This window comes from Bacillota bacterium (genome assembly GCA_029961055.1).
Classification (GTDB): domain Bacteria; phylum Bacillota; class Sulfobacillia; order JAIMAT01; family JAIMAT01; genus JAIMAT01.
Map to the genome: position 1 here is coordinate 1 of JASBVM010000018.1, position 15,330 is coordinate 15,330.

13 protein-coding genes and 1 pseudogene are annotated in these 15,330 nt (G+C 71.6%); 12 read left to right on the plus strand and 2 right to left on the minus strand.

What is annotated here, in order from left to right; genetic code table 11:
- Positions 1-296 precede the first annotated feature (296 nt).
- The gene (locus QJR14_06370) at positions 297-1,409 is read left to right on the plus strand and encodes an ERCC4 domain-containing protein (GenBank protein MDI3317223.1); all 1,113 of its coding nucleotides are present in this window, start codon (positions 297-299) and stop codon (positions 1,407-1,409) included.
- A gap of 13 nt (positions 1,410-1,422) precedes the next feature.
- Here the strand turns inward: QJR14_06370 and fabG are convergent, their stop codons facing one another.
- Positions 1,423-2,151 (minus strand): 3-oxoacyl-ACP reductase FabG, encoded by a 729-nt coding sequence (fabG, locus tag QJR14_06375; protein MDI3317224.1) that lies wholly within the window; start codon positions 2,149-2,151, stop codon positions 1,423-1,425.
- 315 nt (positions 2,152-2,466) lie between these two features.
- Between fabG and QJR14_06380 the strand changes: the two genes are divergently transcribed.
- From QJR14_06380 to QJR14_06405, 6 genes and pseudogenes are all read left to right on the plus strand, one after another.
- Positions 2,467-3,399: a dimethyl sulfoxide reductase anchor subunit gene (locus QJR14_06380; GenBank protein MDI3317225.1), complete on the plus strand. Its 933-nt coding sequence runs from the start codon at positions 2,467-2,469 to the stop codon at positions 3,397-3,399.
- Between the two features lie 14 nt (positions 3,400-3,413).
- Entirely contained in the window at positions 3,414-5,618 is a 2,205-nt protein-coding gene (locus tag QJR14_06385) for a molybdopterin-dependent oxidoreductase (GenBank protein MDI3317226.1), read from the plus strand.
- Positions 5,618-6,148 (plus strand): 4Fe-4S dicluster domain-containing protein, encoded by a 531-nt coding sequence (locus QJR14_06390; protein MDI3317227.1) that lies wholly within the window; start codon positions 5,618-5,620, stop codon positions 6,146-6,148. The genes QJR14_06385 and QJR14_06390 overlap by 1 nt, the downstream gene beginning before the upstream one ends.
- A gap of 26 nt (positions 6,149-6,174) precedes the next feature.
- Positions 6,175-6,942: pseudogene (locus tag QJR14_06395) on the plus strand (thiolase family protein).
- A gap of 52 nt (positions 6,943-6,994) precedes the next feature.
- Positions 6,995-7,768: a 3-hydroxyacyl-CoA dehydrogenase gene (locus QJR14_06400; protein ID MDI3317228.1), complete on the plus strand. Its 774-nt coding sequence runs from the start codon at positions 6,995-6,997 to the stop codon at positions 7,766-7,768.
- Between the two features lie 211 nt (positions 7,769-7,979).
- Complete coding sequence (locus QJR14_06405; protein ID MDI3317229.1) at positions 7,980-8,393, plus strand: heavy metal-responsive transcriptional regulator; 414 nt, start codon at positions 7,980-7,982, stop codon at positions 8,391-8,393.
- Between the two features lie 49 nt (positions 8,394-8,442).
- On the opposite strand, the gene merA is transcribed toward QJR14_06405, so the two are convergent.
- Positions 8,443-10,200 (minus strand): mercury(II) reductase, encoded by a 1,758-nt coding sequence (gene merA, locus QJR14_06410; GenBank protein MDI3317230.1) that lies wholly within the window; start codon positions 10,198-10,200, stop codon positions 8,443-8,445.
- Between the two features lie 485 nt (positions 10,201-10,685).
- Between merA and QJR14_06415 the strand changes: the two genes are divergently transcribed.
- From QJR14_06415 to QJR14_06435, 5 genes are all read left to right on the plus strand, one after another.
- Positions 10,686-11,066, plus strand: a complete 381-nt coding sequence (locus tag QJR14_06415) for a hypothetical protein (protein ID MDI3317231.1) — start codon at positions 10,686-10,688, stop codon at positions 11,064-11,066.
- Positions 11,067-11,140: 74 nt separating this feature from the next.
- Positions 11,141-11,980 carry a p-hydroxycinnamoyl CoA hydratase/lyase gene (locus QJR14_06420; GenBank protein ID MDI3317232.1) on the plus strand — a complete coding sequence of 280 codons (840 nt, stop codon included), beginning with the start codon at positions 11,141-11,143 and terminating at the stop codon, positions 11,978-11,980.
- A gap of 9 nt (positions 11,981-11,989) precedes the next feature.
- Entirely contained in the window at positions 11,990-13,162 is a 1,173-nt protein-coding gene (locus QJR14_06425; GenBank protein MDI3317233.1) for an acyl-CoA dehydrogenase family protein, read from the plus strand.
- On the plus strand, positions 13,122-14,807 hold the full coding sequence (locus tag QJR14_06430) for a class I adenylate-forming enzyme family protein (protein MDI3317234.1): 1,686 nt from the start codon (positions 13,122-13,124) through the stop codon (positions 14,805-14,807). The genes QJR14_06425 and QJR14_06430 overlap by 41 nt, the downstream gene beginning before the upstream one ends.
- 178 nt (positions 14,808-14,985) lie before the next feature.
- A complete protein-coding gene (locus tag QJR14_06435; GenBank protein ID MDI3317235.1) occupies positions 14,986-15,327 on the plus strand; it encodes a PaaI family thioesterase in 342 nt (113 codons plus the stop codon).
- The last annotated feature ends 3 nt before the right edge of the window (positions 15,328-15,330 follow it).

The following is a 15,330-nucleotide window of genomic DNA, read 5'->3' on the forward strand; positions in this document are numbered from 1 at the left end:
GGCAGGTGGATCGGGCGTGGCGGGGGCTTGCGGTGGCCGGCAGGATCGGCAGGGAAGATGGGCGGGACGTTGAATTCCAGAGGTGCCGCCGGGCCGGTGATCCCGGGACGAAGAGCGGGCCGAAGGGGATGAAAGGCCCGCCGCGCGGTCATAGGGCACAGACCCTGTTCTCTCAGAGTCGCCTCCCCATGTTGGGCACCGCCCGGCGGCATGCTTCTGCCCCGGGCTCCCCACGGCGCCTTTCCCGGAGACGGATCGATCCATGGCCGAATCGTCTGCCTGGAGGAGCAGCTCCCGTGGCGGATTTGTTCGTCATCGCGCACAATCCCGACCCGCAGAGCCGCCTGCCCTTCCTGCTGCGGCTGCCGGTGGAGGGCGAGGCCGAAGTCGTCCTGGCCACGCGCGGCACATGGCCGTCCGGCAAGGACCTGTTCTGCTACCCGCTGGACTCCTGGCCGGAGGGCGCGCAGGTGGTGGAGACGGTCCCGGTCGAACGCTGTTGGCGCGCCGGGGCCGCGGTCCACCTGGTGCTCGAACGGCGGCGGGCGCGGCGTTCGCTCTTCGTCTGGACCCGGAGCCGTGGTCGCACCTTGATCTTCTGGCGGAGCCGCACGTCCATGCGCGGGGCGCGGCCGGGCGTCCGCATCCCCCAGGCCAGGGGGCTGGAACGCGCCCTGGAGGTGGCCGTGGACACGCGCGAGCGCCACCCGTGGCGCTTCGTCCGCTACGGCGTCCGGACCGAGCGGCGGGAGTTGCCGGTCGGCGACTATGCCGTGCTGGACGGCGGCCGCTGTGTCGCGGCGGTCGAGCGCAAGACCGTGGCCGACTTGGCCAGCAGCGCCACCGGCGGCGAACTGGACCTGGTCCTGGCGGAGCTCGATCGCCTGCCCCACGGCGCCCTGGTGGTCGAAGGCCGCCTGAGCGATCTTCTGAAGGTAGGCCAGGAGGCCAACGTCCGGCCCGGCTGGCTGCTCAACCTCGTGGCAGCCCTGCAGGTGTCGCACCCCCGTGTCGCCTGGATGTTTGCCGAGAGCCGCTCGCTGGCGGAGGACTTCGCCTACCGCTGGCTGGCCGCCAGCGCGCACGCGGAGCGCCTCGCCGGCGGAGGGCCGCCCGCGGCCGTCGCCGAGCTCCCGGCCTCCTACCCCGGCCCCCGCCTCCTCGATGCCCAGGAGCGCCGGCGGATCGCGCTCCAGGAAGCGGCCGCGGGCGTCGTCTGGACGGCGGCCGACTTCGCGGCCCGGTGCGGCGTCCGTCCGGCCACGGCCTGGAGGGATCTCAAGGCCCTGGTGGACGAGGGACGGCTGGTGGCCGAGGGCGGCCGCCGCACCCGCCGGTACCGGGCGCCCTCCGGGGCGGGGCGACCCGCTGGACGACCGCCAGGAGCGGGAAGCGGGCAGGCGGGGTGAAGGACTCGCACCCCTACTGCGCCGTCATCCCCCCGTCGATGGCCAGCACCTGGCCGGTCACGTAGGCGGCCGCGTCCGAGGCGAAGAAGAGGACCGCGCCCACCACGTCCTCCTCGCGCCCCAGCCGGCCCATGGGGATGGCGCGGAGGATCGCCTCGCGGTGGAGCTCGATGTTGCCCTCGGCCAGCCGCGTCGGGATGAATCCCGGCGCGATGGCGTTGACCGTCACGCCCGAGGCCGCCCACTTGACCGCCAGGTCGCGCGTCAGCGCGATCAGCCCGCCCTTGGAGGCCGTGTAGCCGCTCGCCTCCAGCACCGAGGCCGGGGCGCCCACCAGCCCCGCCACCGAGGCGACGTTGATCACCCGCCCGCGGCCCGAGGCCTTCAGCGCCTCCGCCGCCGCCTGGCAGAGGAGGAAGGGCCCGGTCAGGTTGACCTCCAGCACCTCGCGCCACTTCTCCGGCGGCATGCTCTCCAGCGGGGCGCCCCAGGAGCGGCCGGCGTTGTTGACGAGGACGTCGAGGCGCCCGAAGCGCTCGAGCGCCCGCGCCACCATCGCCCGCGCCTGCCCGGCGTCGCTCACGTCCCCCAGGAAGCCCTCCACCTCGAGCCCCTCCCGCCGCGCCTCCTCCACCGCGGGCTCCAGCCACTCCCGGCGCCGCGCGCTGACCAGCACCCGCGCCCCCGCCGCCGCCAGCCCGCGCGCGATGGCCAGCCCCAGGCCGCGCGACCCCCCGGTCACCAGCGCGGCCGCTCAGGTCGAAGGGATTCCTCTCGAAGTGGAAGCTCACGGTCGGGATGCCTCCTTGTCGCCACGCCGGGATGGCGCGGGCCCTCCATGTCGATGCAGCTGGGTTCGCAGGTCACCGGGCGGGCTCCTCTCGGCCATCGGGCCAGCCGCGACGGTCCGGACATCTCCTCTCCGAAGAACCCCGGGGTTCCCGGCGTCCTGTGGGGAGCCGATGCGGCATCGGGCTGGGCACCGATTGTCGCAACCTCGGCAGATACAGTTGGATTTCAGCAGAGGGTTCGAGCGACTCCGAGCGGGGGGGTCACGATGGCCGGGACATGGGTCACGGGATCGCCCGAGACCCGCGAGGCGCCACTCATGCTCTTCACCCTGACCACCCAGTTGGGGCTCGGCTTCCTGCCGGTGGCGGTCTTCATGCAAGGGTCGGACGCCACCGCGACCGGCCGCCCCGTCCTGAACCACGCCGCCCCTTCGGCTCTCCTGATCGGTCTGGCGCTCGGACTGGTGGCCTTCGGCCTCCTCGCCTCCGTGCTCCACCTGGCGCGGCCGTGGCGAAGCCCCCTGGCGCTCTGCAACCTGCGGCGCTCCTGGCTCAGCCGCGAGGTCCTCCTCACCAGCGCGGCCGCGGGCGGTCTGCTGCTGGCGGCTCTCGCCCCACAAGCTCCTTCCGGGGGCTCCGCGGTGTCTACGGTGGTTGTCGCCGCCGATCTGGTCGCGCTCGCTCTGGCGGCAGCGGCGGTCTACAGCCAGGCCCGGTGTTACCGGGTCTTGGGGCGACCGGCCTGGAGGCGGAGCCCGACGTTGGAGCGCTTCCTGACGGTCGGACTGGGGGTGGGGCCCCTGCTGGCGGCCGCGGTCGCCGGCCTGGCGGCGGGAGGTGGCCGGGCCCACGCGGCTGCGGTCTTCGCCTATGCGCTCTACCTGTCCACCCTCGCGCTCCAGTGGGAGCGCGGCCGGCGGCAGGGTTGGGTTCCGCGGCAGGAGGTGGCGATCGGTCATCTCTTCGCCCTGCTGGCCGGCCTGGCGGCGCTGGCCCTGGGCGGGCTGGGGATGCCGGGCGCCGCCTGGGTCTTGCTGCTGGCCGCCGCCGCTGCCACGGCCGCGGCCACCGTGGACCGCTGGCACTTCTATTTCCGGGAGTCGGTGAGGGCTCGGGCGCTCCCGCCGCTCTCCCGCCGTGCCGTCTCCGCCGATCCCCGCGGAGCCGGCCTGCTCTGCCGCGGACTGGATCGCGACTGAGGAAGCAAGGGGGGATGACAGTGGCTGTCGTGGAGAAGGAGAGGCCCGGCGGTGCGGTCGAGGTGGTGCGCACGGTCTGCGGGCGGTGCCACAACGCCTGCTCCATGGAGGTGACGGTCCGGGACGGCCGGATCGTCCGCATCCGCGGCGTCAAGAGCGACCCGAGGACGGCCGGCAGCCTGTGCGCCAAGGGGCTGGCCGGCGCCCAGTACGTCGAGTCGCCCGCTCGCCTGTTGCGGCCGGTGCGGCGGAGCGGACCGCGGGGAAGCGGGAAGTGGGCGGAGACGAGTTGGGACGAGGCCCTGGAGGAGATCGCCGGCGCGCTCCTCCGCATCCGGGAGGAGCACGGTCCCCGGGCGGTGGTCTTCGGGCGAGGTCAGGCCGCCGGCTGGGGCTTCCCTTACGATCTGCTCCAGCGACTGGCTCACGCCTTCGGGACCGAGCCCGGCCTGGGGGCGAGCGAATGCTTCGTCCCCCGCGCGGTGGCGGAGGGCATCACGTACGGTGGCCTGCCGATGGTGGCCGACTACCCCCGCACGCGCCTGATCCTGATCTGGGGGCGGCAGCCCACGTTCTCCTCCGCGCCCACGCAGCATCTCCTCTTCGAGGCGAGAGAACGCGGAGCGCGCATCGTCGCCATCGACCCGCTCCACTTCCACGCCTCGGCCAGGGCGGACGAGTGGCTCCCCATCGAGCCGGGCACGGACCTGGCGCTGGCCCTGGCCATGCTCCACGTGGTGGTCGAGGAGAACCTCTGGGACCGCGAGTTTGTGGAGCGCTGGACGAACGACCCGGGCCTCCGGCAGCTGAGGGCGCACCTCCAGGGCGAGAACCGCCTGGGCGTCGCCTACACGCCCGCGTGGGCGGCGACCGTCACGGGCATCCCCGCGGACCGGATCCGCTCGCTGGCCCGCGAGTACGCGACGACGCCGCAGGCCTGCATCCTCACGGGCCACGGCCTGGAAGGCCGGACCAACGTCTTCCAGACCAGCCGGGCCATCGCCATCCTGCGGGCGATCACGGGCCACCTGAACCGGGAGGGCTGTGACTTCCAGGTGCCGCTCGGCCCGCCGCGCGCGCGGGAGTTCTACCTGAACAGCCGGGTGACGGGGCGGCCCGACGAGGGCGCCGAGCCGGTCCTGGCCTTCGGCGTCCCGGAGTACGTGCCGCCGGATGTCCAGTTCCCCTTCCTGTTCATGGGCCAGGGGCTTCTCCCCACCCCCGACGTCCTGCGCTGGATCGACGAGGGGAAGGTGCGCGCCCTGGTCATGCAGGCGGGCAACCCGCTGGTCATGCTGCCGCAGCCGGCCGACGTCCTGCGGACGCTCGAGAAGCTGGACCTCCTCGTCGTCATCGACCTGCGCCTCTCCGAGACGGCCGCCGTCGCGGACTGGGTGCTGCCGGCCGCCAGCTACCTCGAGCGCACCGAACCCGAGTGGTTCCGCTGGGACTACGGCCTCCCGATCGTCCGCCTGCGGCGAAAGGTCGTGCAGGTCGGCGAGGCCCGCTCGGACGCGGAGATCCTCGTCGCGCTCGGCCGGAAGCTGGGCTTGGAGGAAGCCTTCCCCACCGACGACATCGGCTGGTACATCGACGAGCTCCTCAAGCCCTCCGGCATCACCCTGCAGAAGCTCGAGGAAGCCCCGGAGGGCATCCCCTTCGGGCCCACGCGCCTGTCGGCCGAGCTCTACGAGGGGCGGCCGCTCCCCACCCCGGACGGCCGCGTGCACATCGTCTCGGAGCTCCTGGCCGAACACGGCTTCGATGCGCTGCCCAACTGGGAGGAGAGCGCGGAGAGCCCCCGCACCGCCGTGGCCGCGGAGTACCCTCTGGTCCTCTTCACCGGCCGCGCCGGCCCCATGTTCGTCCACTGCCAGCTGCGGGAGATTCCCTGGCTGCGGGAGCTGCGCCCCGAGCCGCGCGCCCTGATCCATCCGGAGACGGCGGAGGCGTACGGGCTGAGCGACGGCGACGAAGCGGTGATCGAGAGCCCGCGCGGCTCGATCCGCATGCGCGTGGAGGTCACCCGGAAACTCCGCCCCGGCCAGGTGTACGTGCCCGGCGGCTGGGCGTCGGCCAATTACAACGAGCTCGGCATCGCGGACGCCGTCGACCCGATCTCCAGCCAGGCCAACTACATGACGTGCATGGGGCGCATCCGCAAGGCGGAGGCCGCGCCGTCGCAGCCGGGACGCGGCGCGCACGGGGGGCGAGGATGATGCAGCTCGGCTTCTATTTCGACGTGACGCGGTGCACGGGCTGCCAGGCCTGCGAGGTCGCCTGCAAGGCCGAGCACCATCTCGAGCCGCGTGCGGAAGCCCGCCCGGGCAGCACCGGGCCCCGCTGGCGCCAGGTGCTGGAGCTCGAGACGGACGGCGCCGTGGCCTACATGTCCCTCAGCTGCCTGCACTGCGGGCATCCCGAGTGCATGCAGGCCTGCCCGACGGGGGCCATCTCCAAGGACCCGGAGACGGGGATCGTCCGCGTGGCGACCCAGCGCTGCATCGGGTGCCGGTACTGCTCCTGGGCCTGCCCGTTCGGCGCACCCCAGTTCGGGTCGGACGGGCTGATGCAGAAGTGCGACCTCTGCAGCGACCGCCTGGCCGAAGGGTTGGAGCCCGCCTGCGTCGAGGCCTGCACCACCGGCGCCCTGCAATGGGGTGAGATCGGGGAGCTGGAGGAGATGGCCCGGCGCAGAAGTGGCCAACGCTTCGTCGGGGCCACCTCGCCGCTCCTGACGCCGCGGTGAGAGGTCCGGGACCGGCGGAGACAGGGGGGTTCGAGAAGCTCAACCCGGAGCTCCGGGAGCGCTACGAGATCGTCCACCAGGGGGAGAGCGCCGAGCGGATCGCGGAGAGGTGGGGCATCAGCCGGCGGGAGGCGGACGAGTTCTCGGCGGAGAGCCACCGGCGTGCCGGCGCCGCGGCGCGCGAGGGCCGCAACCGTGAGCTCCTTCCCGTGGAGGGGCTGGATCCCGAAGGGCGACCTGTCACCGTCAGCCGGGATGAGGGTATCCGCGACGCGGTGGACCTGGAGCGCATGGCCGCCCTGGCGCCCGCCTTCCGCCCGCAGGGCTCCGGCATCGTCACGGCGGGGAACTCGAGCCAGATCTCGGACGGCGCCTCGGCGGTCCTGGTCGCCGACCGGGAGTCCGCCCTGGCGGAGGGCCTCCGGCCGCGGGCGCGCTTCCTGGCGCGGGTGGCGGTGGGCGACGACCCCACCATGCAGCTGACCGGCGTCATCCCGGCCACCCGCAAGGCCCTGGAGCGGGCGGGCCTCGGGATCCGGGACCTGGACTGGATCGAGATCAACGAGGCCTTCGCCACGGTGGTGCTGGCCTGGGCGCGGGAGCTCGAGCCCGACATGAGCAGGGTGAACCCCTGGGGCGGCGCCATCGCCCACGGTCACCCGCTGGGCGCCACCGGCGCCGGCCTGATGGCCAAGATGCTGGCGGGCCTGGAGGCCACCGGCGGGCAGCTGGGCCTGCAGGTGATGTGCATCGGCCACGGCATGGCCACCGCCACCGTCGTGGAACGGATCTGAACCCGCCTGCGAGGGCGGGCGGGAAGCGGAGCGCCGAATGGGGGGCAGGGCGATGGAGCTGCAGGGTGCCACCATCCTGGTGACGGGCGGCGGGTCGGGCCTCGGCGCCGCCACGGCGGAGCTGCTGGCGGAGTCCGGGGCTACGGTGTTCCTCGCCGACGTCAACGCCGAGACGGGGGAGGCCGAGGCGAGGAAGATCGGGCCCCAGGCCCGCTTCGTCCGGACGGACGTCACCGACCCGGCGAGCGTCCAGCGGGCGGTGGAGGCGGCGGCGGAGCCCGGGGGCGGGGGCGGCTTGCGGGGCGTGGTCCACTGCGCCGGCGTCGCCATCGCCGAGAAGGTGCTCGGGCGCGAGGGACCGCATGACCTGGAGCGTTTCCGGCGGGTGGTCGAGGTCAACCTGGTGGGCACCTTCAACGTGATCCGCCTGGCGGCGGCGGTGATGGCCGGGAACGAGCCCGACGCGGAGGGGGAGCGCGGCGTCATCGTCCACACTTCCTCGGTGGCGGCCTTCGACGGGCAGATCGGCCAGTCCGCCTACGCCGCCTCCAAGGGCGGCGTCGCCGCCATGACGCTGCCCGTGGCCCGGGAGCTGGCCCGCTACGGCATCCGGGTGGTGGCCATCGCCCCGGGCGTCTTCGACACGCCGATGATGGCCGGTTTGCCGGAGGCCGCGCGCCGGTCGCTGGAGGAGCAGGTGCCCTTCCCCTCCCGCCTCGGCCGGCCGCGGGAGTACGCCCTGCTCGCCCGCCACATCCTCGAGAACCCGATGCTCAACGGCGAGGTGATCCGGCTGGACGGGGCGCTGCGCATGGGACCGCGCTGAGCGACGCCGCCGCCCGCGAGGCGGGGGAGGGGAAAGGGCAGGCACGTCCACAGGGGACGGTCGATGCGCGGCCTGTCCTCCATCGGCGAGGCGCTGCGTGCCCCGGGCAGGACGACGGGCCAGCCGTGAACGGACCGGCGAGCTGGTTCGGCGCGGGGGCCGTCCCGTGGCCGCGAGCCCGGCGCCCGGGAGAGGGGGTCGGCAGCACAGCATGATGATGCGCATCGGGCAACTGGCGGAGCGCGCCGGCATGACCGCCGACGGGCTCCGCTACTACGAGGACCTCGGGCTGATCCATCCGCGTGCGCGCACCGAGGCCGGCTACCGCCTCTACGACGAGGAAGCGCTGGACCGCCTCCGCTTCATCCGGCGCGCCCAGGAGCTCGGCCTCCGCCTGGAGGAGATCCGGGGGATCCTGGAGATCCGCGCGGGGGGTCGACCGCCCTGCCGCCACGTGCGGGAACTGCTCGCGAAGCGGCTCGCCGAGGTCGAGGCCCGCATCGCCGAGCTGGAGAAGCTGCGTGCCGAGCTCCGCTCGCGCCTCGACTGGGCCGAGGCGCACCCCGACCCGCGCTGCGACGAGCGCGACGTCTGCGTCTACCTCGCCTCGCCGCCCGGCCGGTGAGCGCCGTGCGGCGCCGGCGCGCCGGGCGCCCCCGGCCGCACCGCCGGCCTCATCCCGCGCAGCAGGAGAGCAGGTTCACTTCCTTGTCGAAGGCAAGGGCGGCGAGGCGGAGCCCCTCCGCCATGGTCAGGTAGGGCGCGAGGCCGTCGGTCAGGTCGGCGACCGTCAGGCCGAAGCGGACCGCCAGCGAGGCCGCGTAGATCACCTCGCCGGCTTCCTCCGCCAGCAGGTGGGCGCCCAGGAGCCGGCCGCTGGAGGCGTCCGCCACCAGCTTGTAGAGGCCGGTCGTGGCCCGGTTGACGAGCGCGCGCGGGATCGCCTCCAGGGGCAGGACGGCGGTGCGCACGTCGTAGCCGGCCTGCCGCGCGGCCGCCTCGGTCAGGCCGACGCTGGCCACCGAGGGGTCGGTGAAGATGACCGAGGGCAGGACGGAGAGGTCCACCTCCCGGTGGGCGAGGCCGAGCGCGTTCTCGGCCGCGAGCCTCCCCTCGTGGGCGGCCACGTAGACGTACTGGGGGCCGCCGGTGACGTCGCCCGCCGCATAGATCGCCGGGTTGGAGCTGCGGAGGCCTCCGTCCACCTGCACGCCGCCGCGCGGGCCGAGCGCCACGCCCGCCCGGGCGAGCGCCAGGGGCTCGGTGTGGGGGAGGCGACCCGTGGCCACCAGGACTTCCTCCGCCTCCACCGCGCCCTCGGCCGCGGGGCCGGTGCCGGCAGGCCGGTAGCGGACGAGCCGGCCGGCCCCCGTCCGCTCCACCCGCACCGGCTGGACCCCGGTCCGAACGCGGATCCCCTCGCCCTCCAGCACCCGGCGGAGCGCCTCGCCGATCTCGGGCTCCTGGTCGCGGAGGAGGCGCGGCCCCCGCTGCATCAGCGTCACCTCGGCGCCGAGGCGGCGGAGGAGCTGGCCGAGCTCCAGCGCCACGTAGCCCGCGCCGAGGACGACCACACTCCGCGGGAGGCGGTCGAGCGCCAGCACCTCCGTGCTGGTGAGGAAACCCGCTTCCTCCAACCCGGGCACCGGCGGCACCGCCGGCCGCGCGCCCGTGGCCACCAGGAAGCGGTCGGCCTCCAGCACCCGCTCGCCCTCCGGCCCGCGCACGACCACGCGCTCCCCGTCGCGGAAGGAAGCCTCGCCCGCCACCAGCTCCCAGCCGTACGCCTCGATCAGGTCGGTGTACTTCTCCCGGCGCATCCGGCTCACCAGCGCGTCCTTCCCGGCGACCAGGGCGCCGACGTCGACCCCCTCGGCCCGCGTCCGGAGCCCGGCGAAGGGCGGGTGAGCGGCCAGGTGGTAGACCTCGGCCGCGCGCAGGAGCGCCTTCGACGGGACGCAGCCCACGTTGACGCAGGTGCCGCCCACGGTCCCGCGCTCGACCATGGCCACCCGAGCCCCCGCCTCGCTGGCGCGGATCGCCGCGGCGAAGGCGGCGCCCCCCGAGCCGAGGACGACCAGGTCGTAGCGGTCACCCTTCCCCGGGCGCCCGGGCCGCCGGTTCGGTTCGTCCCGCTCGCCCCGCTCGCCGGGCTCGTCACGGCCTCCCCTCTCGGCCGGTTCGGCCAGCGGCGCGAGCGGGCCCGCATGATACCCGGCGCCCTCCACCGCCGCACGGAGGCGTTCCGGATCGGGCTCGCCGGCAAACAGGAAGACCGCCTCCCCGCGGCGGAAGTCGGCGGCGACCTGCGCGGCGCCCGCCTCCCGCAGCGCCTCTGCGACATGGAGCTCGCAGCTGGGGCAGGTCATGCCGGAGATCTGGAGACGGAAACGGCGGTTGCCGGTGTTCGCACGCTCGGACGTGCTCGTCATCCCCTCTGCCTTTCCGGTGCAAGCCCGTCTTAAACCCTAGAGTACGCTCCAGGGTCAAGGGGCCGGACCGGGTGGCCGGCGCGGGGACCGCGGCAGGAGTACGGGTCGTCCGGGCGGCCTTCCATTCCTGCAACTCTGCCCCGGGCATCGGGACGGCCAAAGGAAGGAAATAGCAAGTAAGACAAGCAGGAAGCGGCGAAACCACGGAGAACATGGGCTTCTGACTGGCCGACCAGCCAAATACCAGACCGGCCTGCACGCCTGCAGGAGAGGAGGCGCCTGGGATCAGCAAGGGCCTGCAGCGGGACGAGATCGTAGGGGTTGCGGCACGCCTCTTCAGCGAGAGGGGATATGCCAACACCAGCCTGGACGACATCGCGGCCGAGATCGGTGTGCGGAAAGGAGCGATTTACTACCACATCCCCCGCAAGGCTGAGCTTCTGGTCGAAATCGTACGGAGACTGCTCCTGCCTCTTCATGGAGAGTTGCAGGAGATCGCACGGCGTACGGAGCCAGCCGACAGCAAGCTGCGACTCGTCGTCGAAAGGCACGTGACCATGCTCCTGGCCAACCGGGATGCAGGCAGGATTTTCTTCGAAGATCGATACGACCTGCCGGACGAGGCCGCTGAGGAGATTCTGGGGATCGGTCGCGCGTTGCGCGGCATCTTCGTCCAGATCATCCGGCAGGGAGTGGAAGAGGGGGTGTTCGACACCGTAGAGCCGGATCGGGCTGCACTCTACGTCCTCGGCATGTGCAACTGGACGTACCGCTGGTACAGGGAGAGTGGGCCGCTGTCGGCGCAGCAGGTGGCCGACGAGGTGGCCCGGTTGTGTCTGAGAGCGCTCGGCGCGCCTTCGCGCTGAGCCGATCCGTCGGGACGCTCAGGGCGGCCCGCGGGGGCGGGGGCCCTGGCGTCGGATCGGGAGGGGGGACAGAGGTGGAGAAACGGTTCGAATGCGTCAACCTGGTGATCGACGGAGCGGTCGCGACGGTGCAGCTGAACAGGCCTGAGAAAAAGAACGCCATGAGCCCGCAGCTCCATCAGGATATGAACGACGCGTTGACCGCGATCGAGGAACAGGACGGTGTCAAAGTTGTCGTGGTGACGGGCGTGGGAGACAGCTTCTGCGGAGGCATGGATCTCGAGAAATGCTTCCTGGAACCCTTTGATGATCCGGACGAGTTCACCCGGGTGAACGATATCGCCTTGACCTGGTTCCGGCGGCTGAAGGCGTTCCCGGCCGTCACGCTGGCCAGCGTGAACGGCTGGTGCTTCGGCGGCGGCGTCGAGCTGGTCGGGATCTGCGATCTGGCGATCGCCGCCGAGGAGGCTGTCTTCGGCCTGTCGGAGATCAATTTCGGGATCTTCCCCGGTGGCGGAACCATGTGGGCGGCCGCCCACAACTTGAATCGCAAGCAGGCGCTGTACTACTCGCTCACGGGCGAGACCTTCAACGGCAGGCAGGCCGCCGAGTTGGGACTGGTGAACCGGGCCGTTCCCGCTTCGCAACTGGCCGCCGAGACCCGACGGGTCTCCGACATGTTGGTCAACAAAAACATCCATACGCTGCGGGCGACGAAGGAGGTGTACGAACGGGCGATTTTCATGGATTTCCCCGAGAGCGTCGAGTGGGAGATGGCCAAGCTGCAAGAGCTTTCGTATCGTTCGCGCCATGCCTGGGTTCGTCAGGCCCTCACCCAGTTCCGCGAGCGCAGGTTCCGCCCGGGCCTCGAGTCCTATGCGTTGGGCGAGGGCGAGGGCGAAGGAGAGGGATGAGGGCGCGCCATGGATTTCGCCTATACGTCGGACCAGCGCATGCTGCGCGAAGTGGCCGCCCAGGTGGCGGGCCGCTTCGGCGACGACTATTGGCAGCGGATCGACGAGGAGAGCCGTTTTCCGCGCGAGTTCTGGGATCTGCTGGCGGCCCAGGAGCTCCTCGGGGTAGCGGTGCCGCAGGAGTACGGCGGCTCCGGGATGGGGCTCCTGGAGGTGGCCGTCCTCGCGGAGGCGCTGGCCGAGCACGGCGCCGGCATGGATGGCGGAGGGCTGTTCGTCAACGGGCCCGTATTCGGCGGCTTCCTTCTCACGCGCCACGGAAGCGCGGGGCAGCGAGAGCGCTACCTGCCCGGCCTGGTACGCGGGGAAGTCTGGGCCGGAGCCTTCACCGAGCCGGACGCGGGTTCGAACGTCTCCAACATCGGCACGGTCGCGGAGCGCCGGCCGGACGGCCGCTACCGGGTCACCGGGAGCAAGATCTTCATCTCGCAGATGGCGGTGGCCAACCATGTGGTGATCCTGGCACGCACCTCGCCGCGAGAGGCTTCTCAGAGGACACACGGGCTCTCGCTGTTCATCGCCGATCTCCCCGACCCGCATATCGAGTTCCGCCCGTTCAAGAAGCTCGGGTCACACTTCATGGATACCAACGCGGTTTTCATCGACGGAGTGGAGGTCCCCGATGACAACCTGGTCGGGCCGCTGGGAGAGGCGTGGGGACCCCTCTACGACGTGCTGAATCCCGAGCGGATCGTCCTGGCTGCGGTGGCGGTGGGGACCGGGATGCTGGCATTGCGCAAGGCGGTCGACTTTGCCAAAGAGCGCAAGGTCTGGGGCGACCGACCCGTCGGCTCCTATCAGGGTATTCAATTTCCGCTCGCGAAGGCGCGCATGCGTTTGGCGGCCGCCCGTCTCAAGGTGTACGAGGCGGCCTGGCTCTATGACCGGAGGTCGCCGGAGTGCGGTCTCGCTGCCGCGATGGCCAAGTACGAAGCGGCCCACGCCGCGCTGGAAGCTGCGGATTGTGCGATTCAGACGCTGGGCGGGTCCGGTTATATCCGCGACTATGGGCTCGAGCGCCATTGGCGCAACCTTCGCCTCAATCGTATCGCCCCCGTGACGGATGAGATGACGCTGAACTTTGTCGCGCAGCACGATCTGGGCCTGCCCCGCTCCTACTAGAGCCGCGAGGGCGAAAGGGGTTCCGGGAGAAATGCGAGACTCCGACCAGGTCACTGTGCGCGAGATGCTTCACCGTGCCGGTCGTTGGTTCCCCAAGCACGAGGCCGCCGTAGACGAAGGCAGCCGCTATACGTACGCCGACCTGCTCGACGCCGCACGGCGATGCGCCAACCTCTACCACCGTCTGGGTGCGCGCAAAGGCGACCGCATCGCTTTGATGCTGTATCCGAGTGCGATCCACACCGTGGCCCTCTTCGGCGCCTTCGAACTGGGCGCGCTCCCGGTGGCGCTCCATGTGCGGGAGTCGGCGGAGACGCTGGCCAGGGTGGTCCGTCGGCTGGTACCGACCGTCCTGGTCTACGATGCCGCACTGGAGGAAGCCGTCGCCCGTCTGCTCCAGCTTGGCAGCCCGGTCCGAGGGATTCTCCGCGCCACGTCGACGGCGCCAGGACCGGAGCGCTCCCTCCTCGCACCGGAGGCCGAGATTCCCCGCGATCTCGCCGGCGCTTCCGCGGACTTCGAGCCGATGCCCGTCTACGAACAGGACCCGGTGGCGATCGTCCTGTCTTCCGGGACGACCGGGGTGCCCAAAGGGATCATCCACACGAACCGCACCTTCATGGAGAGCGCGCGTGGCGGTGTATACTTCTGGAACGGGATCAAGCCGAGCGATTCGATCCTGAACTCGATGAGCACGTCGTTCATCGGCTGGTACAACCTGAGCCTGCCCTTCTTCAACGTGGGCGCCAAAAATGTCTTCCTTCCCAAGTGGGATCCGAGGAAGTTCATCGAGATGGTGGAACGGGAGCGGGTGACTCACGCCTTTCTCGTCCCGACCATGTGGCGGATGCTCTTCAAGGAAGGCATCGAGGGACGCGACCTGAGCTCGGTGAAGATGGCCGGATTCGCCGGCGAAATCATGGATCCGACCACGCTGCGCCGGATTCGGGAACGGGTCACCCCGCACGTGATTAACATCTACGGTACGACGGAGACGGGGTCGTGCTCGGGTGGAACGATCCTCTTCGAGGAAGACATGGGCGAGGAGCGCCTGACGAGCGTCGGAAAGCCCCTGCTCAACGCGGACATCCGTGTGATCCGGCCGGGCGGTACGGCCGCGGACGAACTGCCGCCGGGGGAGTCCGGCGAGGTGATCATCCGCGGGCCTTCCGTCGCGGCCCACGTCTGGGACGACCCCGCCGCCGCGCGGCGGATCTTTGAAGAGCCGGGGCCGTGGTGGCATTCGGGCGACATGGGCCACCTGGATCAGGAAGGCTATCTCTATCTGGAAGGCCGGATCGACGACATGATCATCTCGGGCGGGATCAACATCTTCCCGGCGCGGGTGGAGGACGTGCTGCTGGCGCATCCGCAGGTCGCGGAGTGCGCGGTGGTCGGCATCCCCGATCCCGTGTGGGGCCAGCGGGTGATGGCGGTGGTCGTGCCCAGGCAGCCCGGGCTGACGAGCGAAGAGCTGGACCGGTTCATGAGGGAGAGCGAGCTCTCCGACTACCAGCGCCCGAGGATCTACGAGTTCGTCACCGAGCTTCCGCGTACCGGCACCGGCAAGATCGACAGGCGCAGCCTGCGCGCGCAGTACGCCGCCAGGACCGCGGCGGGCGAGCGTCAGGGCGAGGCGAGTTGACGTGGCAGGCTCCGACGACGCGGCCCCCGGGCCAGAGGACGCTCTCCGCGGCGAGGGGGATACGTGCTCTTCCGCCGCGCCCGATCGCCCGCGCCGGGCGAGGCCGGCTTCGGCTCCAGGCGCGGGGCAGGCGGCGGTCTGCTCCTCCACGCTGGGAGAGTTCGGCGGTGACGTCCTGGTGACCCGGGAAGGCTTGGCCCGGATTCGCTACGTGGTGGAACCGCGCTTCTGCAACCCTCGGGGGACGCTCCAAGGTGGCATGTTCGCGGTCTACGTGGACGAGGCCATGGGATATGCGGTGCTCTCGCTCCTGGGCGGCGAGGCGCGTTTCGCGACCACGGACCTGGTCGTCCACTACCTCCGCCCGGTCGTGCCCGGCGAGGACGGCACCGCCACGGTGATCGCCGAGGCTCGCGTCATCCGGCTCGGGCGCAGCACGGCCTACCTCGAGGGGGAGGTGCGGGACGCCGACGGGGAGGTATGTGCCCGTGCCAGCTCTACGGTCATGTTGCTGAGCTGACCT

Excerpts from the sequence above, each read along its gene's own strand:
- QJR14_06380 (MDI3317225.1), top strand. The coding sequence starts at position 2,467 with ATGGCCGGGACATGGGTCACGGGATCGCCCGAGACCCGCGAGGCGCCA.
- QJR14_06385 (MDI3317226.1), top strand. The coding sequence starts at position 3,414 with ATGACAGTGGCTGTCGTGGAGAAGGAGAGGCCCGGCGGTGCGGTCGAG.
- QJR14_06390 (MDI3317227.1), top strand. The coding sequence starts at position 5,618 with ATGCAGCTCGGCTTCTATTTCGACGTGACGCGGTGCACGGGCTGCCAG.
- QJR14_06400 (MDI3317228.1), top strand. The coding sequence starts at position 6,995 with ATGGAGCTGCAGGGTGCCACCATCCTGGTGACGGGCGGCGGGTCGGGC.
- QJR14_06405 (MDI3317229.1), top strand. The coding sequence starts at position 7,980 with ATGATGATGCGCATCGGGCAACTGGCGGAGCGCGCCGGCATGACCGCC.
- merA (MDI3317230.1), bottom strand. The coding sequence starts at position 10,200 with ATGACGAGCACGTCCGAGCGTGCGAACACCGGCAACCGCCGTTTCCGT.
- QJR14_06425 (MDI3317233.1), top strand. The coding sequence starts at position 11,990 with ATGGATTTCGCCTATACGTCGGACCAGCGCATGCTGCGCGAAGTGGCC.